At 60.2% G+C, this 19,850-nt stretch carries 15 protein-coding genes and 3 tRNA genes; 15 read left to right on the forward strand and 3 right to left on the reverse strand.

What is annotated here, in order from left to right:
- The first annotated feature begins 254 nt into the window (after window positions 1–254).
- From CWI66_RS10685 to eno, 3 genes are all read left to right on the forward strand, one after another.
- Entirely contained in the window at window positions 255–1,910 is a 1,656-nt protein-coding gene (locus CWI66_RS10685) for a CTP synthase (RefSeq protein ID WP_100731647.1), read from the forward strand.
- Window positions 1,911–1,920: 10 nt separating this feature from the next.
- Complete coding sequence (kdsA, locus tag CWI66_RS10690) at window positions 1,921–2,784, forward strand: 3-deoxy-8-phosphooctulonate synthase (protein WP_100731648.1); 864 nt, start codon at window positions 1,921–1,923, stop codon at window positions 2,782–2,784.
- Window positions 2,785–2,852: 68 nt separating this feature from the next.
- Complete coding sequence (eno, locus tag CWI66_RS10695; RefSeq protein ID WP_081136470.1) at window positions 2,853–4,142, forward strand: phosphopyruvate hydratase; 1,290 nt, start codon at window positions 2,853–2,855, stop codon at window positions 4,140–4,142.
- Window positions 4,143–4,614: 472 nt separating this feature from the next.
- Here the strand turns inward: eno and fdxA are convergent, their stop codons facing one another.
- A complete protein-coding gene (fdxA, locus tag CWI66_RS10700; RefSeq protein WP_081136468.1) occupies window positions 4,615–4,938 on the reverse strand; it encodes a ferredoxin FdxA in 324 nt (107 codons plus the stop codon).
- A 151-nt stretch (window positions 4,939–5,089) separates the two neighbouring features.
- The gene (gene mutS, locus CWI66_RS10705; protein ID WP_100731649.1) at window positions 5,090–7,657 is read right to left on the reverse strand and encodes a DNA mismatch repair protein MutS; all 2,568 of its coding nucleotides are present in this window, start codon (window positions 7,655–7,657) and stop codon (window positions 5,090–5,092) included.
- A gap of 123 nt (window positions 7,658–7,780) precedes the next feature.
- Here mutS and CWI66_RS10710 point away from each other — a divergent pair, with 123 nt between their 5' ends.
- The 9 genes from CWI66_RS10710 (at window position 7,781) to CWI66_RS10750 (ending at window position 15,011) form a co-directional block, all read left to right on the forward strand.
- Entirely contained in the window at window positions 7,781–8,305 is a 525-nt protein-coding gene (locus CWI66_RS10710; protein ID WP_100731650.1) for a CinA family protein, read from the forward strand.
- Between the two features lie 89 nt (window positions 8,306–8,394).
- Entirely contained in the window at window positions 8,395–9,456 is a 1,062-nt protein-coding gene (recA, locus tag CWI66_RS10715) for a recombinase RecA (RefSeq protein ID WP_100731651.1), read from the forward strand.
- A 26-nt stretch (window positions 9,457–9,482) separates the two neighbouring features.
- A complete protein-coding gene (locus CWI66_RS10720; protein WP_100731652.1) occupies window positions 9,483–9,956 on the forward strand; it encodes a regulatory protein RecX in 474 nt (157 codons plus the stop codon).
- Between the two features lie 222 nt (window positions 9,957–10,178).
- On the forward strand, window positions 10,179–12,791 hold the full coding sequence (alaS, locus tag CWI66_RS10725; RefSeq protein WP_100731653.1) for an alanine--tRNA ligase: 2,613 nt from the start codon (window positions 10,179–10,181) through the stop codon (window positions 12,789–12,791).
- Between the two features lie 106 nt (window positions 12,792–12,897).
- Window positions 12,898–14,148 carry an aspartate kinase gene (locus CWI66_RS10730; RefSeq protein WP_016914838.1) on the forward strand — a complete coding sequence of 417 codons (1,251 nt, stop codon included), beginning with the start codon at window positions 12,898–12,900 and terminating at the stop codon, window positions 14,146–14,148.
- Between the two features lie 191 nt (window positions 14,149–14,339).
- On the forward strand, window positions 14,340–14,528 hold the full coding sequence (gene csrA, locus CWI66_RS10735) for a carbon storage regulator CsrA (protein WP_016914837.1): 189 nt from the start codon (window positions 14,340–14,342) through the stop codon (window positions 14,526–14,528).
- 125 nt (window positions 14,529–14,653) lie between these two features.
- Window positions 14,654–14,746, forward strand: a tRNA-Ser gene (locus tag CWI66_RS10740).
- Between the two features lie 44 nt (window positions 14,747–14,790).
- A tRNA-Arg gene (locus tag CWI66_RS10745) sits at window positions 14,791–14,867 on the forward strand.
- Window positions 14,868–14,934: 67 nt separating this feature from the next.
- Window positions 14,935–15,011 (forward strand) — tRNA-Arg (locus CWI66_RS10750).
- A 166-nt stretch (window positions 15,012–15,177) separates the two neighbouring features.
- On the opposite strand, the gene CWI66_RS10755 is transcribed toward CWI66_RS10750, so the two are convergent.
- The gene (locus tag CWI66_RS10755; RefSeq protein WP_232710848.1) at window positions 15,178–16,149 is read right to left on the reverse strand and encodes a tRNA dihydrouridine synthase; all 972 of its coding nucleotides are present in this window, start codon (window positions 16,147–16,149) and stop codon (window positions 15,178–15,180) included.
- Between the two features lie 127 nt (window positions 16,150–16,276).
- Between CWI66_RS10755 and CWI66_RS10760 the strand changes: the two genes are divergently transcribed.
- The 3 genes from CWI66_RS10760 to CWI66_RS10770 all read left to right on the forward strand — a co-directional run bounded on the left by CWI66_RS10760 (window position 16,277) and on the right by CWI66_RS10770 (window position 19,780).
- Entirely contained in the window at window positions 16,277–16,534 is a 258-nt protein-coding gene (locus tag CWI66_RS10760; protein ID WP_100731654.1) for an OadG family protein, read from the forward strand.
- A 92-nt stretch (window positions 16,535–16,626) separates the two neighbouring features.
- Complete coding sequence (gene oadA / locus CWI66_RS10765) at window positions 16,627–18,447, forward strand: sodium-extruding oxaloacetate decarboxylase subunit alpha (RefSeq protein ID WP_100731655.1); 1,821 nt, start codon at window positions 16,627–16,629, stop codon at window positions 18,445–18,447.
- A 10-nt stretch (window positions 18,448–18,457) separates the two neighbouring features.
- Window positions 18,458–19,780 carry a sodium ion-translocating decarboxylase subunit beta gene (locus tag CWI66_RS10770; RefSeq protein ID WP_081137329.1) on the forward strand — a complete coding sequence of 441 codons (1,323 nt, stop codon included), beginning with the start codon at window positions 18,458–18,460 and terminating at the stop codon, window positions 19,778–19,780.
- The last annotated feature ends 70 nt before the right edge of the window (window positions 19,781–19,850 follow it).

Genomic DNA, 19,850 nt, shown 5'->3' on the forward strand with positions numbered 1-19,850 from the left:
ACGTGAATGCGGCCCGGAATATCCTCAGCCTCGGGGCAGGACGTTGCCCTCAAGAAGTTGGAATCCCCGTCCTTTAGGGCGGGGAGGACGTCAAGGGTAGCCAGTGGTTGGTGTGGCAGGCAGCGTTAGCTCGCGACCCGGCACGGCGGCCATTGCGGTTCAAATTGAGCCGAAGGGTGTAATCTGCTATTCTGTCGTCCCATCCTGGTGTGGCTTTCTGTTACGCCTTTTGATCACGTTTCGACAGGTTTTCCATGACACGATATATCTTCGTGACCGGCGGCGTTGTGTCCTCTCTTGGCAAGGGCATCGCGTCGGCCTCGCTGGCGGCGATTCTCGAGGCTCGCGGCCTTAAGGTCACCATGCTCAAGCTCGACCCGTACATCAACGTGGACCCGGGCACCATGAGTCCTTTCCAGCACGGCGAGGTGTTCGTCACCGAGGATGGCGCCGAGACGGATCTGGACCTGGGGCACTACGAGCGCTTCATCCGTACCAAGATGACCCAGCGCAACAACTTCACCACCGGCCGAGTGTACGAGCACGTACTGCGCAAGGAGCGTCGTGGTGACTACCTGGGCGGCACGGTACAGGTCATTCCCCATATTACCGATGAGATCAAGCAGCGTGTCTACGCTGGTGGCGAAGGCTTCGACGTAGCGCTGGTGGAGATCGGTGGCACGGTCGGCGATATCGAGTCGCTGCCCTTCCTGGAATCCATTCGTCAGATTCGCAGTGAGTTGGGCGCCAGCCGCGCCATCTACATGCACCTGACCCTGGTGCCCTATATCAAGACCGCTGGCGAAACCAAGACCAAGCCGACCCAGCACAGCGTCAAGGAGCTGCGCTCCATCGGTATCCAGCCGGACATTCTGATTTGCCGCAGCGAAGTCGAGCTGGAAGAGAGCGAACGTCGCAAGATTGCGCTGTTCACCAACGTGGAAGAGCGTGCGGTGGTGCCGCTGCAAGACGCCGACACCATCTACCGCATTCCGCTGATGCTCCACGAGCACGGTCTGGACGATATCGTCTGCGACAAGCTGCGCCTGGAGGCGGCACCGGCCGATCTGTCCGAGTGGATCAAGGTGCTCGATGCCAAGCTCAACCCGCTGAAATCCATCAGCATCGCCATGGTCGGTAAGTACATGGAGCTGCTGGATGCTTACAAGTCACTGAACGAAGCGCTGATCCACGCCGGTATCCAGGGGCGTATCAAGGTCAACGTGGACTACATCGATTCCGAAGATATCGAGCGTCACGGTACCGAGCGTCTGGCTGGCAAGGACGCCATTCTGGTGCCGGGCGGCTTTGGTGAGCGTGGCGTCGAAGGCAAGATTCTGACCGCCCAGTTCGCCCGTGAAAACAACATCCCCTACCTGGGTATCTGCCTGGGCATGCAGGTGGCGGTGATCGAGTTCGCACGTAACGTGGTAGGCTGGAAAGACGCCAACTCCACCGAGTTCACCCACGACACCCAGCACCCGGTAGTGGGGCTGATTACCGAGTGGATCAACGCCGAAGGCAAGATCGAACTGCGCGATGCGGCCTCGGATCTGGGCGGCACCATGCGTCTGGGGGGGCAGGTATGCCACCTGGCGTCAGGCAGCAAGGCGCGCGAGGCGTACGGTTCTGATGAGATCGTCGAGCGTCATCGCCATCGCTTCGAAGTCAACAACCAGTTCATCGATGAACTGGAGCGTGCAGGCCTGGTGATTTCAGGCAAGAGCGTGGATCAGTCGCTGGTGGAGATGGTCGAGCTTGCTGACCACCCCTGGTACGTGGCGTGTCAGTTCCATCCGGAATTCACCTCCACGCCGCGCGATGGCCACCCGTTGTTCTCCGGGTTCGTCAACGCCGCGCTCGAGTACAAGACGGCACGTACCCGTGCCCACGCCACATCTCAGGAATAAAGGGGGAAGCATGTCTTCTCAATCCCCATTCCCAGAGCATCACATCCACGTTGCCGGCTTAACCGCCGGCAATTCTTTGCCTCTCATGCTGCTGGGTGGCATGAACGTGCTGGAGTCGGCGGAACTGGCCGATGAAGTCGCGCAGGCTTACGTGGCCGTGACGCAAAAGCTGGGCATGCCGTATGTTTTCAAGGCCAGTTTCGACAAGGCCAACCGCAGCTCGATTCACTCATATCGTGGCCCTGGGCTGGAAAAAGGGCTGCAGATCCTGGCCGATATCAAGGCGCGCTACAACGTGCCCATCATTACCGATGTGCACGAGCCCTGGCAGGCTGCGCCAGTGGCCGAGGTAGCCGATATCATCCAGCTTCCAGCTTTTCTGGCGCGCCAGACCGATCTGGTGGTGGCCATGGCCAAGACGGGCGCTGCTATCAACATCAAGAAGCCTCAGTTTCTGGCACCCCATGAAATGCGCCATATCCTCAGCAAGTTTCAGGAAGCGGGCAATGACCGCCTGATGCTCTGCGAGCGCGGCACCAGCTTTGGCTACAACAACCTGGTGGTGGACATGCTGGGCTTTGGCGATATGAAGCACACCGGCTATCCGGTGTTTTTCGACGTGACCCACGCTTTGCAGCGCCCCGGTGGCCGTGCCGACAGCGCCGACGGCCGCCGTGCCCAGGTGGCCGAGCTGGCCCGAGCAGGCGTGGCGGTAGGCCTGGCGGGGCTGTTTCTGGAAGCCCACCCGGACCCGGACAACGCCAAATGCGACGGCCCGTGTGCGCTGCCGCTGGACCAGTTGGAGCCCTTCCTGACGCAGCTGGCGCAGTTGGATGCCTTGGTGAAAGGCTTCGACCCTTTGACCATCCGTTAATCGCTGCGATAAACCGTGGTATACATTGGACCTAACCTCCATCAGACCGACAACCAAAGGACACTGTCATGACCAAAATTGTTGAAATCAGTGCGCTGGAAGTGCTCGATTCGCGCGGCAACCCGACCGTTCAGGCAACCGTGCGTCTGGAAAGCGGTGCCGTAGGCAGCGCCTGCGCGCCCAGCGGTGCCTCTACCGGCTCCCGCGAAGCACTCGAGCTGCGTGATGGCGACAAGGCGCGTTACCTCGGCAAAGGCGTGTTGAAAGCCGTGGACGCCGTGAATGGCAAGATCCGTGATGCGTTGTTGGGGATGGATGCACGGGACCAGCGCGGTCTGGATGACGCCATGCTGGCGCTGGACGGCACCGACAACAAGGCCACTCTGGGCGCCAACGCCATTCTGGCCGTGTCGCTGGCCGCTGCCAAAGCCGCTGCCAACGCCAAGGGCGTACCGCTTTATGCGCACATTGCCGAGCTTTACGGTCAGCCTGGCCAGTACAGCATGCCGGTACCGATGATGAACATCCTCAACGGCGGTGAGCACGCCGACAATAACGTGGATATTCAGGAGTTCATGGTGCAGCCGGTCGGTGCTGCCAACTTCCGTGAAGGCCTGCGCATGGGCGCGGAAATTTTCCACGCGCTGAAGAAAGTGTTGTCTGCCAAGGGGCTGTCTACCTCGGTAGGGGATGAGGGTGGCTTCGCGCCCAACCTGACATCCAACGCCGAGGCACTGGCCGTCATCAAGCAGGCGGTGGCCGATGCCGGTTATACCCTGGGCAGCGATGTCACCCTGGCGCTGGACTGTGCTGCCTCCGAATTCTACAAGGAAGGTCAGTACGACCTGGCCGGAGAAGGCAAGCGTTACGACTCCGCAGGGTTTGCCGACTACCTGGCGGGCCTGTGTGCGGACTACCCCATCGTCTCTATCGAAGACGGCATGGACGAATCCGATTGGGCGGGCTGGAAAGCCTTGACCGACAAGCTGGGCGACAAGGTGCAGCTGGTGGGCGATGACCTGTTCGTGACCAACACCAGGATCCTCAAGCGTGGCATCGACGAGCAGATCGGTAACTCGATCCTGATCAAGTTCAACCAGATTGGCTCGCTCTCCGAAACCCTCGATGCGATCAAGATGGCCCAGGACGCTGGCTTCACGGCGGTCATCTCTCACCGCAGTGGTGAGACCGAAGACACCACCATTGCCGACCTGGCCGTGGGCACTTGTGCAGGACAGATCAAGACCGGCTCGCTATGTCGTTCTGACCGTGTGGCCAAATACAACCGTCTGCTGGTCATCGAAGCAGAGCTGGGGGAAGTGACTTACCCTGGTTTGAAGGCCATCAAGGGCCAATAAGCGAAAAACCAGAGGCGGCGTGTAAGAGATCTCTCAAAAATTTGTAAGAGATCTCTTACAAATGCCGACGACATTCGCTCGGTACCTTGTAAGAAAAAGCGAATTTTTTCACTAATCCAACTTTAAGTGATTGTCTTAGTTGGGTTTTATGAAAAAAAGGCGAGCCCCTTGGGCTCGCCTTTTGCGTATTGGGTCCGCTTGAGAAATTGCGCTGTTCTGCCACAATGCATCCAGGACAAGGGGAGGCAAGGATGCTTCAGGCAGGATGCAACGGGATGTAGGCAGGTGCGCTGGGTGACACAGTGATGTGAGCCTTGGCAAGGAAGTCACCTGAGGAGGTTGACCCAAGGAGTGGTCAGAGGAAGTGCTTGGAGCGGGCGGCCTACGGGCCGCCTTTTTTTGCCTGCGCATCAGTCAGGTCCAAAAAAACCAGCGCGAACGCTGGTTCTCAGGCCATGCCGTGTCGCTGCGATCAGCGCTCCAGCTTTTCGAGCTTGCCAGGCTTGCCGTCCCACTCTTCTGCATCGGGCAGCGGGTCTTTCTTCTCGGCAATGTTGGGCCACACCTCGGCCAGCTCGGCGTTGATCTCGATGAACTGCTCTTGCCCATCCGGTAGCTCGTCTTCCGAGAAAATGGCCTCGGCGGGGCACTCCGGCTCGCAGAGGGCGCAATCGATGCACTCATCCGGGTGGATGACCAGGAAGTTGGGGCCTTCATAGAAACAGTCGACCGGGCAAACTTCCACGCAGTCGGTGTACTTGCATTGGATGCAGTTCTCGGTAACGACAAACGTCATCTCACTATCCCTCTTGCGGGACCGGAGCGTTCTCCGGTCGTGTTTAATCGCGAATGGTTATAGATTAGCCGTTTTTTATAAGCTAAATGTGGCGCCATTTTAGTAGTGCTGCCCCATGGCGGCAAGCGCCAGGCATCAATCTCACCCGTGTTTACAGCATCGAGCGCCACTGGTAGAGCAGATCCAGCGCCTCGCGCGGTGATAAATCGTCGATGTCGGTGCTGGTCAGTGCGTCCACCACCGGATGTGGCGCGCTGGCAAACAGGTCGTTCTGCTGAGGGGCCTGGGAGCCTGACAAGGGCCGCTGCTGGGTGTCCACGTCACGCTGTTCCAGCGTCATCAGCTTCTCCCGTGCGCGACGAATCACCGGCCCCGGTACGCCTGCCAGTTGCGCTACCTGTAGCCCGTAGCTCTGGCTGGCGGGGCCGGCTTCGATGCGGTGCATGAAGACGATGCCATCTCCGTGCTCGGTAGCCGTCAGGTGAATGTTGGCCACCCCCTCGGCCTGCTCGGGCAGCGCGGTCATTTCGAAGTAGTGCGTCGCGAACAGCGTCAGTGCGCGGGCCTGGGCCAAATGTTCGGCGCTGGCCCAGGCCAGCGACAAGCCGTCGAAGGTGCTGGTGCCGCGCCCGATCTCGTCCATCAGCACCAGGCTGTGCTCGGTGGCATTGTGCAGGATATTGGCGGTTTCGGTCATTTCCACCATGAAGGTGGAGCGCCCGCCTGCCAAATCATCGGAGGAACCGATACGGGTGAAAATACGATCGACGGGGCCAACCTCGGCGGCATCGGCAGGCACGAAACTGCCGCTGTGCGCCAGGAGGGCAATGAGGGCCGTCTGGCGCATGTAGGTCGATTTACCCCCCATGTTGGGGCCGGTAATGATCAGCATGTGCTGTTCCGGCGTCAGCATGACATCGTTGGGCACGAACGGTTTGTCGCTGACCTGCTCCACGACCGGGTGGCGGCCCGCGGTAATGGTAATGCCCGTGGTGGCGACCAGCCGTGGGCGCACCCAGTTGAGCGCCTCGGCACGTTCGGCAAAGGCGCACAGCACGTCCAGCTCGGCCAAGGCCCGCGAGGTGGCTTGCAGGGCATGCAGCTGCTCATTCAGGGTGGCCAACAGCTGGTCGTAGAGCCATTTCTCTCGAGTCAGTGCGCGTGACTTGGCGGACAGTGCCTTGTCTTCGAACTCTTTCAGCTCGGGAATGATGAAGCGTTCGGCGTTTTTCAGCGTCTGGCGACGAATGTAGTCTGCGGGCGCCTGCTGGGCCTGGGAGCGGGGCAGCTCAATGAAGTAGCCATGGACGCGGTTATAACCCACTTTGAGGTTGGCCAGGCCGGTGCGCTCGCGTTCGCGCAGTTCGAGCTGGACCAGGTAATCGCCCGCATTTTCGGCCATGCCCCGGTGTTCATCCAGCTCGGCATCGAAGCCATCGGCAATCACGCCGCCGTCACGAATCACCACCGGTGGGTTGTCGACCAGGGCTCGGTTCAGCGTATCGGCCAGCGTCGGGTAGGGGCGGATGTTCGGTGTCAGGCCGTCCAGAGCGCTGCCGGTATCGATATCGGCCAGCAGCGCTTCCAGGGTAGGCAGCGTGGCGAGGGCGTCACGCAGTCTTGCCAGGTCACGTGGGCGAGCGCTGTACAGGGCAACCCGGGCGAGAATCCGCTCCACGTCGCCTACATCGCTCAGCGTCTCGCGCAGGCTCATGTAAGCGGCATCGATGGAGAGCAGGGCAACGCCCGCCTGGCGTCCTTCGACGATGTCTCGTTGGCGCAGGGGGCGGTTCAACCAGCGTTTAAGCAACCGTGAGCCCATGGCGGTGGCGCAGGTATCCAGTACGCTGGCCAGGGTGTTGTCGCCGTTGCCGCCGAGGTTGATGTCGATTTCCAGATTGCGGCGACTGGCCGCGTCGATCACCACCGCGTCGTCGCGATTCTCCACGCTGATGGACGTGACATGGGGCAGCCGCGAGCGCTGGGTGTCCCGGGCATAGTCGATCAAGACGCCTGCGGCCACCAAAGCGGTAGAGAGATGCGCGCAACCAAACCCGCGCAAGTCGCTGACTTCGAACTGGTCGCACAGGCTGCGCGTGGCGCTTTCCAGGTCGAATAGCCATTCACCCTGGCGGCGCAGGCTGCGCTTTTGCGACCAAGCGTCGGGCAGGGAAAGGCTTTCAGGCACCAGCAGTTCGGCAGGTGACAGGCGGGTCAGCTCGGCCAGCATTTCGGCCTCGCTCTCTACCTCCAGCACGTTGAAGCGCCCGCTGGAAAGCTCCAGCCAGGCAAGCCCCCAGCCTTCCTTGCCCGGGGCCACGGCCACCAGCACGTTGTCGCGGCGGGCATCCAGCAGCGCCTCGTCGTGCAGCGTCCCGGGGGTCACGATGCGCACCACCTGGCGCTCGACAGGGCCTTTGCTGGTGGCGGGGTCGCCAATTTGCTCGCAAATGGCCACCGATTCGCCACCCGCTACCAGCCTGGCAAGGTAGCCCTCGGCGCTGTGATAAGGCACGCCCGCCATGGGGATCGGCTTGCCGCCCGACTGGCCGCGCTGGGTCAAGGTGATATCCAGCAGCGCTGCTGCCCGTTTGGCGTCGTCAAAAAACAGTTCGTAGAAGTCCCCCATGCGGTAGAACAGCAATACCTCGGGGTGCTCGCGTTTGATTTTCAAATACTGCGCCATCATCGGCGTATGGGCGGGGCTGGCCTGTGACATGAGCGTCCTGATTGAGCGTGGCGCAGACCTGAACGGCATGCGGCATGTTCGTTGGGCAATTTCGTTGAGAAAGCTAAACGCAGTATTCTACGCTACCCTAAGGTCTTACATGAAGGAGTCACCATGGCCCCCAGTGTTTCCAGTCTCAAGAACCTCGATTTATCACTGTTGGCTCAACGACTTGGACGGCTGTGCCAGCAGTTGCATGTCGAAGTGACCACCGCCGAGTCATGCACGGGAGGTGGCATTGCCAGCGCCATTACCTCCGTGGCTGGCAGCTCGGCGTACTTCACCGCAGGCTATGTGACCTACTCCAATGCCGCCAAGACCCGCCTGCTGGGGGTCGAACCTGCGCTGCTGGAAGCCCACGGCGCGGTCAGTGAAGCGGTCGTGGGTGCCATGGTGGCGGGCGCCTGTCGTGAGAGCGGTGCCGACCTGGCCGTGGCCGTTAGTGGTGTGGCCGGGCCGGAAGGCGGTAGCGAGGAGAAGCCGGTGGGCACCGTATGGCTGGCCTGGGGCGATGCCGAGAGCCAGCAGGCCGAATGCTTTCATTTTCCGGGTGACCGGCAGGCGGTGCGCGAGCAGGCGGTACGTGAAGCCCTGGCAGGGTTGGTCGCTCGGCTTTCCGCGCAGGCCACCAGGAAATAATCGTTAAAGTTGCCGCCGAGGATTTGTTTCATCGCCGATCTTTGGCATACTACTGGCTAATTATACAGCTTGTTATGAGGAATCTCTGCATGGCTCAGGAAGACAACCGCACCAAAGCGCTGAATGCGGCACTCAGTCAGATCGATCGTCAGTTCGGCAAAGGCACCGTTATGCGTCTGGGCGATGCGCCCCGTGTTGTCATGCCGTCTGTCTCCACCGGTTCGCTGGGGCTGGACATTGCGCTCGGCATTGGCGGGCTGCCGTTTGGTCGTGTGGTCGAAATCTTTGGCCCAGAGTCCTCCGGTAAAACCACGCTGACCCTGTCGGTCATTGCCCAGGCGCAAAAGCAGGGCAAAGTGTGTGCCTTCGTAGACGCCGAGCACGCGCTGGACCCCAGCTACGCCGAAAAACTCGGCGTCAACCTGGACGACCTGCTGGTCTCGCAACCCGATACGGGTGAGCAGGCGCTGGAAATCACCGACATGCTGGTCCGTTCGGGCGGCGTGGACGTGATCATCATCGACTCCGTGGCGGCCCTGACGCCCCGTGCCGAGATCGAAGGCGAAATGGGCGATTCCCACGTAGGCCTGCAGGCCCGCTTGATGTCCCAGGCGCTGCGTAAAATCACCGGTAATATCAAGAACGCCAACTGTCTGGTGATTTTCATCAACCAGATCCGCATGAAGATCGGCGTGATGTTCGGCAGCCCCGAAACGACCACCGGGGGTAATGCCCTGAAGTTCTACTCCAGCGTGCGTCTGGATATCCGCCGCACGGGCTCCGTGAAGTCCGGCGACGAAGTCACGGGTAACGAAACCCGTGTCAAGGTCGTGAAGAATAAGGTGGCTCCACCGTTCCGCCAGGCCGAGTTCCAGATCCTCTACGGCAAGGGCATTTATCACGCAGGCGAGGTCGTCGACCTGGGCGTGCAGTGCGGCCTGGTGGACAAGGCGGGCGCTTGGTATAGCTACAAGGGCAGCAAGATTGGCCAGGGCAAGGCCAATGCGGCCCAGTACCTGGAAGAGCATCCTGCGATCATGGAAGAAATCGAATCTCAAATCCGTGAGCAACTGCTGGCCAAGGTAGAGCCAAAGAAAGAAGAATCCCCTGCAGCAGATGTGGCAGCCGAGGGTGATGACGATCTGCTTTGAACCAGGCCGTCGAGCAGGAGGCGTGAGTGTTCTCTACTAACGCCGACGCTTCGCCCAGAGAGTGGGCCATTCAGTGGCTGGCTCGGCGTGAGTACTCCCGCGCCGAGCTGGCCCGCAAGCTTGAGCAAAAGGCCTTCGATGCCGACGAGATCAGCGCCTGTCTCGATGGGTTGGCCGAGCAGGCGCTGCAGTCGGATGAGCGCTTTGCCGAAAGCTTCATCCGTTCACGCATCGCCCGCGGGCAGGGAGTGATTCGCATCAAGGGCGAGCTGCGTCAGCGCGGTGTCGACGCGCAAACCTGTGCCGCTGCGCTGGCAGTGGTAGAAGAGCGCGAAGCCGTAGACTGGTTCGAGCTGGCCCGCCAAACGCTGGAGCGACGCTTCAGCTCGCCGGGCAAGACGCCCAAGGAGCGCGCCAAGCGAGAACGTTTTCTGGCTGGGCGTGGCTTCGATTTTGAGCAAATCCGCTATGCCATCTCCTGTTTGTCGCCCTCTTCTTAACCCGTGCAGGGGGGGGCATCTGCCCGCTCAGGGTTGTTTATAAGCCCGCTCTGGGCTGTTCACCACGTGGTTCCTGCCCTCTATTTATCGTGCCAGTAGGGGCTCTGTCACTATCTGCGGCTTTAGTCGTTTGACAACTGCGTTATAATGGGCGTTTTGCGACCCCAGCGGGTAGCGGCGACAGCGCCCTGGGGCATCACGCTTTCTTGTCACGGATACCCTATGAAAAGCGCAGAACTCAGACAGGCCTTTCTCGATTATTTCGAACAGCAGGGGCACACCGTCGTGCCCACCGGCTCACTTGTGCCGGGCAACGACGCGACGCTGCTCTTCACCAATGCGGGCATGGTGCCCTTCAAGGACGTTTTTCTAGGCCGAGATCCGCGTCCCTACGTTCGTGCGGCATCTGCGCAGCGCTGCGTGCGTGCTGGCGGCAAGCACAACGACCTGGATAACGTTGGCTACACCGCGCGCCACCACACCTTCTTCGAAATGCTCGGCAATTTCAGCTTTGGCGACTATTTCAAGCGTGATGCCATTCGCTTTGCCTGGACGTTCCTGACCGAGCGTCTGGGGCTGCCTGCCGAAAAGCTGTGGGTCACGGTGTTCACCGAAGATGAGGAGGCCTACGCCATCTGGGCCGATGAGATTGGCGTGCCGCATGATCGCATTGCGCGCATTGGTGCCAAGGACAACTTCTGGCAGATGGGTGACACCGGCCCCTGTGGCCCGTGTTCCGAGATATTCTTCGATCACGGCCCGGAAGTCTGGGGTGGCCCGCCCGGAACGCCTGAGGAAGACGGTGACCGTTTCATCGAAATCTGGAACCTGGTCTTCATGCAGTACGACCGTTCAGCCGATGGCACGCTGCACCCGCTGCCCAAGCCGTCGATCGATACCGGCATGGGGCTGGAGCGTGTGGCGGCGGTGATGCAGGGCGTACACTCCAACTACGAGATCGATCTGTTCCAGAACCTGCTACAAGCCGCGGCCAAGGCCACCGGGCATCAGGATACGACAACGCCCTCGCTGCGCGTGATTGCCGACCATATTCGCTCTTGCGCCTTCCTGATTGCCGACGGCGTCCTGCCTTCCAACGAAGGGCGCGGCTACGTACTGCGTCGTATCATCCGTCGCGCCATTCGTCATGGCCACAAGCTGGGCGCGGCCGAGCCGTTCTTCCACAAGCTGGTGAGTGCACTGGATGCCGAAATGGGCGACGCCTACCCCGAGCTGCGCGAGGCCAGCGAGCAGATTGCCCGCGTGCTGCTGAAAGAGGAGGAGCAGTTCGCCCGTACGCTGGATCACGGCATGGGGCTGCTGAATGCTGCGCTGGAAGAGCTGCAAGGCGACGTGCTGCCCGGTGAGACTGTGTTCAAGCTGTACGATACCTACGGTTTCCCCTTCGATTTGACCGCCGACGTGTGCCGCGAGCGGGAAGTCACCCTGGATGAAGAGGGCTTCCAGCGTGAGCTGGAGGCGCAGCGTGAACGTGCCCGCGCCGCCAGCCAGTTCGGTGCCGACTACACCGCCTCCATCGACCTGGAAGGCGAGACGCAGTTTACCGGCTACGAGCAGCTGGTCGATCAGGCCACCGTGACGGCGCTCGTGGATAGCGAAGGCAATGCACTGGCGGCCCTGGAAGCGGGCCAGAAGGGCACCGTGGTGCTGGATCGCACGCCTTTCTACGGCGAGTCCGGCGGCCAGGTAGGCGACACAGGCTACCTGCACGTCGACGGTGGCCGCTTCCAGGTCACCGATACCCAGAAGCAGCGCGGCCATCACCTGCATCAGGGAGTGATGGTGGAAGGCTCGCTGAGCGTGGGTGCCAGCGTGCGCGGCGAGGTGGATGCCAGCCTGCGTACCGCCACGCTGCGCAACCACTCGGCGACCCACCTGCTGCACGAAGCACTACGCATGGTGCTGGGGGATCACGTTCAGCAGAAGGGCTCGCTGGTCAACGCTGAGCGCCTGCGCTTCGACTTCAGCCACTTCGAGCCGATGACCGCTGAACAGATTGCCGAAGTGGAGCGCATCGTCAACGCCCAGATTCTGGCCAATGCGCCAACGAAAATCGAACACATGAGCCTGGCTGAGGCCAAGGCCAAAGGCGCGGCGGCGCTGTTCGAAGCGAAATACGCCGATAGCGTGCGCGTACTGACCATTGGTGCCGATGACTTCTCCATCGAACTGTGTGGCGGTACTCACGTAAGCCGCAGTGGTGACATTGGCTGCTGCCATGTGGTCAGTGAGGTGGGCATCGCTTCCGGCGTGCGCCGTATCGAAGCGATTACCGGGGAAAATGCGCTGGCCTACTTCCGCGAGCAGGAGGCCCGCGTACAGCGCCTGAGCGAGCGTCTGAAAACCAAGCCCGAGCAGGTGGAAGCACGCGTGGAATCGCTGGTCGAGCGCAACCGCAGCCTGGAGAAAGAGCTGGAGCAGCTGAAGGCCAAGCTGGCCAGCGCGGCAGGGAGCGACATGCTCAGCCAGGTGCAGGAAGTGGCGGGTGTAAAGCTGTTGGTCACCCAGCTCGAAGGCGTCTCTGGCAAGGACCTGCGCGGCGTGTTGGATCAGCTCAAGAACAAGCTTGGCTCGGGCGTCATCATGCTGGGCGTAGCCGATGCCGATGCTGGCAAGGTCAGTCTGATTGCAGGTGTCACGGCTGATCTGACCGGTCGTGTGAAGGCTGGCGAGCTGGTCAACCATGTGGCGTCGCAGGTTGGCGGCAAAGGAGGCGGTCGCGCCGACATGGCTCAGGCGGGTGGTAGCCAGCCCGATGCGCTGCCCGGAGCGTTGAATGGCGTTCCGGCCTGGTTGGAAAACACGCTTAGCTAAATGAGAAGGCCGGTGGCATTATTTGCTACCGGCCTTTTTGTACGTCAGGAAAATTGGCAATAACAACATTCACCCTCCATTCCCGAACGTAAAGGAAAAACGGCATATGGCACTATACGTACAGAAGTTCGGCGGCACTTCGGTGGGCTCTGTCGACCGTATCAAAGCCGTGGCGGAAAAGGTCAAAGGCTTTCGTGATCAGGGGCACCAGGTCGTCGTCGTCGTCTCTGCGATGAGTGGCGAAACCAACCGCCTGACCGATATGGCGCATGCCCTGAACGAAGATCCCGCCCCGCGTGAAATGGATATGCTGCTCTCGACAGGCGAGCAGGTCACCATCTCTCTGCTGGCTATGGCGCTGCAGCACATTGGCGTCTCGGCAACCTCGCACACCGGCGCACAGGTAGGCATTCATACCGATAGCGCGTATACCAAAGCGCGTATCCAGCGTATCGAAACCGACGATCTGAAAGCCGATCTGGACGCTGGCAAGGTCGTGGTGGTCGCCGGTTTCCAGGGGGTGGACGAAAACGGCAACATCACCACGCTGGGGCGTGGCGGCTCGGACACCACTGGCGTGGCGCTGGCAGCGGCCCTGGGGGCTGATGAGTGCCAGATCTATACCGATGTGGACGGTGTTTACACCACCGACCCGCGTGTCTGCTCCAAGGCTCAGCGCCTGGAGAGCATCACGGTAGAGGAAATGCTGGAACTGGCCAGCCTGGGCTCCAAAGTGCTGCAGATTCGCGCGGTGGAATTCGCTGGCAAGTACAACGTACCGCTGCGGGTTCTGTCGAGCTTTGAAGATGGCCCTGGCACCCTGATTGTTGCAGACTCTGACCAAGACGAGGACTCTATGGAAGAACCGCTAATCTCCGGTATCGCGTTTACCAAGAACGAAGCCAAGCTGACGCTGCTGAATACCCCCGATGTGCCGGGCGTTGCCTCGCGTATTTTAGGTCCGATTGCCGACGCCAACATTGAAGTGGACATGATTGTCCAAAATGTAGCACCGGCAGGTGATTACACCGATTTCACCTTCACGGTGGCAAAAGGTGACTACAAGGCCACCAAGAAGCTGCTGGAAGAGACCGTCATTCCCGATCTGGGCGGCGGTGAACTGCGCGGCGACGACAACATTGCCAAAGTGTCGCTGGTAGGTGTCGGTATGCGTTCACATGCCGGCGTAGCATCGAAGATGTTTCGCGTGCTGGCCGAAGAGAACGTGAATATTCGTATGGTATCGACGTCTGAAATCAAGATTTCCGTGGTGATCGACGAAAAACACATGGAACTTGCGGTCAATGCCTTGCACAAGGCATTTGGCTTGGATAAGGCCGATAGCGAATCTGAATAACACTTGTCCCTCAAACCTTCTACGCTGAGGGTACTCGCTGCCGTGTGGTGGTGGGCTTCCATTCAACGGGAGGTTAAGGTGTCATAGGGTTAAAGCCATTGGTAGCAGGGGTCACCATGCCGCATAATGGCGTGGTGGCGCTACCGGCGGACACATCCCGTTGTATCAAACGTCTGAGAAGGAGATCAGCCATGCTCATCCTAACCCGCCGCGTTGGCGAAACGCTGATGATCGGTGATGAAGTCACCGTCACAGTGTTAGGTGTGAAAGGTAATCAAGTGCGCATTGGTGTCAACGCACCAAAAGATGTCGCGGTACACCGTGAAGAGATCTATCAGCGCATTCAGCGTGAACGCAATAGCGAAAGCGAAGTGGAATAAATGGCCGCCAGTGTTGTGCTAAAAAAGGGCGCTGTAGCGGTAACTATCAGGGCGGCGTGAAAAAAAATCGGCACAGGGGTGGACACCAGTCCCCATAATCGGTAACATTCGCGCCGTGCTGTTGAGGAGAGGTGGCCGAGTGGCTGAAGGCGCTCCCCTGCTAAGGGAGTATAGGGTTTATAGCCCTATCGAGGGTTCGAATCCCTCTCTCTCCGCCAACCGCACCATGTAACATCGTTAGACACGTAGCATCGTTAGCTATGCGCCCGTAGCTCAGCTGGATAGAGTACCTGACTACGAATCAGGTGGTCGGAGGTTCGAATCCTCCCGGGCGCGCCAAGTTGCAAACGTAAGGTTTTGATGTTACAGTAGTTTCATTGCTTTTCGAGAAAAGCATGACTGTCAAGCGCCCGTAGCTCAGCTGGATAGAGTACCTGACTACGAATCAGGTGGTCGGAGGTTCGAATCCTCCCGGGCGCGCCAGATTTTAAAACCCGCTCTCTAATAAGAGAGCGGGTTTTCTGCTTCTAGCCTGACCAACGTGGCTCGCACGTTGCTCTTGCGATCGTGTAAAGCGCCCCCCGCATCTTGCGGAAGGGTGCTTTTTTTTGGTTCGTAAGCGTTGGGGTCTGAGTCAGAGGGCGAAGCGTTACGGCACCAGGCTGTCGAGCAGTATGTCCAGGTCCGTGACCCGCTTCAGGCGCTGAAAGTGCTGCTCGGCTTCGCCATTGCCCTGGCGCATTTGTGCCAGCCACTGTTTTACCAGAGAAACCACGACGCGATCCGGTAGCTGTTGGCGTTGATGCTCGGCGTACTCTTGTAGCACGCTGGCACGCATTGCCCAGGTGGTATCCGGCAGCCGCTCGCCGGTTTCCTGCCAGTGGCGAATGCGGGGTGCCAGCCAGGGGTCAGCCAGGGCGCTGCGGCCCAGCATGACGTCATGGCAGCCCGACAGCGTGCGCGCCTTCCAGTAGTCTTCCAGCGTCCAGATATCGCCGTTGGCCACCACGGGGATGTCCACGTGGTGACGAACTCTGCCGATCCACTCCCAGTGCGCGGGCGGGCGGTAGCCCTCGTCTCGGGTTCGTCCATGCACCACCAGCCGTGCGGCGCCGCCTGCCTGGGTCGCCTGGGCGCAGGTTACCGCCATGCGTCGATTGGCGAAGCCCAGGCGTATCTTGGCGGTGACCGGAATCTCGCCGGCCAGGGCATCAGCAACCGCCCTGACAGCCTGGTAGACACGCTCGGGCTGGCGCAGCAAGGAGGCGCCGCCGTCGTGACGGTTGACCAGCTTGGCCGGGCAGCCAAAGTTGAGGTCGACGCTGATGGCGCCCAGTGCTAGCGCCTGACGGGCATTCTCGGCCAGCGCGCTGGGGTCGGAGCCGAGTAGCTGCAGGTGCACCGGGATGCCGCTGGGAGTAGCCACAGGGCGCTGTTGGAGCTCAGGGCAGTGCTTGTAAAACACCCTGGGGGGAAGGCGGGTATCCACCACCCGCACGAACTCTGTCACCGTCCAGTCGAAACCGGGCTGGCGGGTGAGCAGGTCGCGGGTGAGTGCGTCGATGACCCCTTCCATTGGCGCAAGGCCAATCTTGCCTTTATGTAGTAAATTAACAACCATGACTTCCACTATGGCGCGATTGCATTCTATGCTGGATGTGGCAGGTTAGTGTATTACCCTTACTCCGCCAAGCGCCGCTGGAGGCGTTTGGTGTGCCAACCACCTTACACAACAAGGAGAGCGCGCTATGCAAGGGTCGGAGTTGCTCCAGGAGGGGCTCGCCCTGATGGGGCTTGGTATGGGGTTTGTTTTTGTTTTTCTTACGGTTTTGGTGATCGGTGTCACGCTGATGTCGAAGCTGATTGGGCGTTTTCAGCCCGCACCGGTGGCACCGGCTGCCAAGCGGAAAGGCCGTCAGACCGCTGCTCAGGCAGGCCTTGACGATGAGGTGGTGGCCGTGATCAGTGCTGCAGTGCACCGTTATCGGGCTGCGCATCGCCGTTAACGGCGGAATGGATAACGAATACACTCCCTCTTCAAGAATGAATTTTGCTAAATTTACTACAAATCAATAAAGCTAAACGGTGAGTCACGACCATGAACGATGTAAAACGTCCGCTAGGAATCACTGATGTTGTGTTGCGCGATGCCCACCAGTCGATATTCGCGACCCGGCTGCGGCTCGACGACATGCTGCCTATCGCCGAAAAGCTCGATAAGGTCGGGTACTGGTCGCTGGAGACCTGGGGCGGCGCCACCTTCGATGCCTGTATTCGTTATCTGGGTGAAGACCCTTGGGAGCGCATTCGTGCCCTGAAAGAGGCAATGCCCAACACGCCGCAGGCAATGTTGCTGCGCGGGCAGAACCTGCTGGGCTACCGTCACTATGCCGACGATGTAGTCGACAAGTTCGTCGAGCGTGCCAAAACCAACGGCGTGGATGTATTCCGCGTGTTCGACGCCATGAATGACCCGCGCAATCTGGAGCGTGCCATCAAGGCGGTGCGCGCTGTGGGTGGTCATGCCCAGGGGACCATTTCCTATACCGTCAGTCCGGTACATACCCTGGATAGCTGGGTAGATCTTGCGAAAACCATTGCCAACATGGGCGCGGACTCTCTGGCTATCAAGGATATGGCGGGGCTGCTGACGCCCTACACGGCGTTCGAGCTGGTGACGCGTCTGAAGAAAGAGCTTTCCATTCCTGTTCACCTGCACTGCCACGCGACGACAGGACTCTCGACATCCACCATTTTGAAGGCTGTGGAAGCCGGGATCGATAACGTGGACACGGCTATCTCCTCGATGTCGATGACCTATGGGCACAGCCCTACTGAATCCGTGGTGGCAATGCTCAAGGATACGGACCGTGACACGGGGCTGGACCTGGAGTTGCTGGAGGACATCGCCGGTTATTTCCGTGAGGTACGCAAAAAGTATGCGGCGTTCGAGGGCTCGCTGCGGGGGATCGACTCACGCATTCTGGTGGCGCAAGTGCCGGGCGGCATGCTGACCAACATGGAGAGCCAGCTGAAAGAGCAGGGCGCTGGCGACAAGCTGGACGACGTGCTGAGTGAAATTCCGCGTGTGCGTGAAGACCTGGGATTCATCCCGCTGGTAACGCCGACCTCGCAGATCGTGGGCACCCAGGCCGTGATGAACGTCATGATGGGCGAGCGCTACAAGTCGATTTCCAAGGAGGTCCAGGCGCTGTTGAAAGGTGAATACGGCTCAGCGCCTGCCCCCTTCAATGTGGAGCTGCAAAAGCGCGTGCTGGAAGGTGGCGAGCCGATCACTTGTCGCCCTGCGGACAACCTGTCACCGGAAATGGAGCGCCTGGCCTCGGAACTGAAAGAGAAAGCCAGTGCCGACAAGCTGCGCCTGGCAGAAGGCGAGCGGCAGGTGGATGACGTGCTGACCTACGCGCTCTTCCCGCAGATTGGCCTGAAGTTCCTCAAGAACCGTGACAACAAGGAAGCCTTCGAGCCCGCGCCACAAGCAGCAACAAACGCGGCCATGCCTGCCAAGGCAGAACCGGCGGTACCTGCCACCGTGGTCAACAGCGGCCCGGAAACCTATACCGTCAAGCTCAACGGCAAGGCCTATGTGGTCGAGGTGGCCCAGGGCGGCGATATTGGCGAGATCAAGGAGCAGGCTGCCGCCAGTGGAGGCGCTAGTGCTGGAGCGGCAGAAAGCGCTGGAGGAAGCGGTGAAAGTATCGATGCGCCGCTGGCAGGCAACATCTTCAAGGTCAACGTACGCCCTGGCGATCAGGTGGCCGAGGGCGATGTGGTGATCATTCTCGAAGCCATGAAGATGGAGACCGAGGTGCGTGCCAGCAGCGCCGGAACGGTGTCCAAAGTCAATGTCAGCGAGGGCGATAGCGTCGCCGTTGGCGATGCGCTGATCGAGCTTTAAGGGCACCGGTATGGAAAAACTAATCACCTTATGGGAAGGCTCCGGGCTTTATAACCTGCAGCCTGGTCAGGCGGTCATGGTACTGGTAGGGCTGGGGCTTCTTTACCTGGCGATCTACAAGAAGTTCGAGCCTTTGCTGCTGGTGCCCATCGGCTTTGGCGGCATTCTGGCCAATATCCCGGAAGCGGGATTGGCCATTTCAGCGCTCGATCAAGCCATCGAAGTGGCCAGGCCCGCCGTGCTACAGCAGATGGCGGCTGCACTGGGCGTCACGCTGGACCCGTTGTCAGGTGTTGAGGGGTGGCGCGAAGTGCTGAAAGCCGTCGCTCACGACACGGCAGCCTACGACCAGCTACGCGCCGCCAAGGACATTGCCTTGGGGGCAGGCTACAGCGATGGTGTGCTGTATAGCTTCTATAGCGTTGCCATTGCCTCGGGCATTGCGCCGCTGCTCATTTTCATGGGCGTGGGGGCCATGACCGATTTTGGCCCCCTGCTGGCCAATCCGCGTACGCTGTTTTTGGGCGCGGCGGCTCAGTTCGGGATTTTTGCTACGCTGTTTGGGGCGGTGCTGCTTACCTCTCTGGGCGTCATGGACTTTTCGCTCAATCAGGCGGCCGCCATCGGCATCATCGGCGGGGCGGACGGGCCGACGTCGATCTATGTGTCCAGCATGTTGGCGCCAGAACTGCTGGGTGCCATTGCCGTGGCGGCCTATGCCTACATGGCACTGGTGCCGCTCATTCAGCCACCCATCATGCGGCTGTTGACCACCGAAAAAGAGCGCAAGATTGCCATGACGCAACTGCGTCCGGTCTCCAAGCTGGAGAAGGTGATCTTCCCGCTGATGCTGCTGATTGCCGTGGCGCTGTTCCTGCCTGACGCTGCGCCACTGCTGGGCATGTTCTGCTTTGGTAACCTGATGCGTGAGTGTGGCGTGGTGGAGCGACTGTCGGATACTGCGCAGAATGCGCTGATCAATATCGTGACCATCATTCTCGGCCTGTCCGTAGGTTCCAAGCTCATGGCTGAGAGCTTCTTGAGCTTCGAAACGCTGGGCATTCTAGGGCTGGGTATGGTTGCCTTCGCTATCGGCACGGCAGCAGGCGTGTTGATGGCAAAGCTCATGAACATGGTCAGCAGGATGCCCATCAACCCGTTGATTGGGGCAGCAGGGGTGTCGGCGGTGCCGATGGCCGCACGGGTCGCCAACAAGGTAGGCCTGGAGGCAAACCCGCATAACTTCCTGCTGATGCACGCCATGGGGCCGAACGTGGCCGGGGTGATTGGCTCGGCGGTGGCCGCCGGGGTCATGATCAAGTACCTGGGATAGAGCTGGTACTTATAGATAGAACGGGTACTTGGCGATAGAACTGGGCTGAACCCGAGTCTGAGCTGTGTCA

Source organism: Halomonas sp. 141, from assembly GCF_002810305.1.
GTDB classification, from domain to species: Bacteria; Pseudomonadota; Gammaproteobacteria; order Pseudomonadales; family Halomonadaceae; genus Vreelandella; species Vreelandella stevensii.

Excerpts from the sequence above, each read along its gene's own strand:
- CWI66_RS10685 (WP_100731647.1), top strand. The coding sequence starts at position 255 with ATGACACGATATATCTTCGTGACCGGCGGCGTTGTGTCCTCTCTTGGC.
- kdsA (WP_100731648.1), top strand. The coding sequence starts at position 1,921 with ATGTCTTCTCAATCCCCATTCCCAGAGCATCACATCCACGTTGCCGGC.
- eno (WP_081136470.1), top strand. The coding sequence starts at position 2,853 with ATGACCAAAATTGTTGAAATCAGTGCGCTGGAAGTGCTCGATTCGCGC.
- fdxA (WP_081136468.1), bottom strand. The coding sequence starts at position 4,938 with ATGACGTTTGTCGTTACCGAGAACTGCATCCAATGCAAGTACACCGAC.
- mutS (WP_100731649.1), bottom strand. The coding sequence starts at position 7,657 with ATGTCACAGGCCAGCCCCGCCCATACGCCGATGATGGCGCAGTATTTG.
- CWI66_RS10710 (WP_100731650.1), top strand. The coding sequence starts at position 7,781 with ATGGCCCCCAGTGTTTCCAGTCTCAAGAACCTCGATTTATCACTGTTG.
- recA (WP_100731651.1), top strand. The coding sequence starts at position 8,395 with ATGGCTCAGGAAGACAACCGCACCAAAGCGCTGAATGCGGCACTCAGT.
- alaS (WP_100731653.1), top strand. The coding sequence starts at position 10,179 with ATGAAAAGCGCAGAACTCAGACAGGCCTTTCTCGATTATTTCGAACAG.
- CWI66_RS10730 (WP_016914838.1), top strand. The coding sequence starts at position 12,898 with ATGGCACTATACGTACAGAAGTTCGGCGGCACTTCGGTGGGCTCTGTC.
- csrA (WP_016914837.1), top strand. The coding sequence starts at position 14,340 with ATGCTCATCCTAACCCGCCGCGTTGGCGAAACGCTGATGATCGGTGAT.
- CWI66_RS10755 (WP_232710848.1), bottom strand. The coding sequence starts at position 16,149 with ATGGTTGTTAATTTACTACATAAAGGCAAGATTGGCCTTGCGCCAATG.
- CWI66_RS10760 (WP_100731654.1), top strand. The coding sequence starts at position 16,277 with ATGCAAGGGTCGGAGTTGCTCCAGGAGGGGCTCGCCCTGATGGGGCTT.
- oadA (WP_100731655.1), top strand. The coding sequence starts at position 16,627 with ATGAACGATGTAAAACGTCCGCTAGGAATCACTGATGTTGTGTTGCGC.
- CWI66_RS10770 (WP_081137329.1), top strand. The coding sequence starts at position 18,458 with ATGGAAAAACTAATCACCTTATGGGAAGGCTCCGGGCTTTATAACCTG.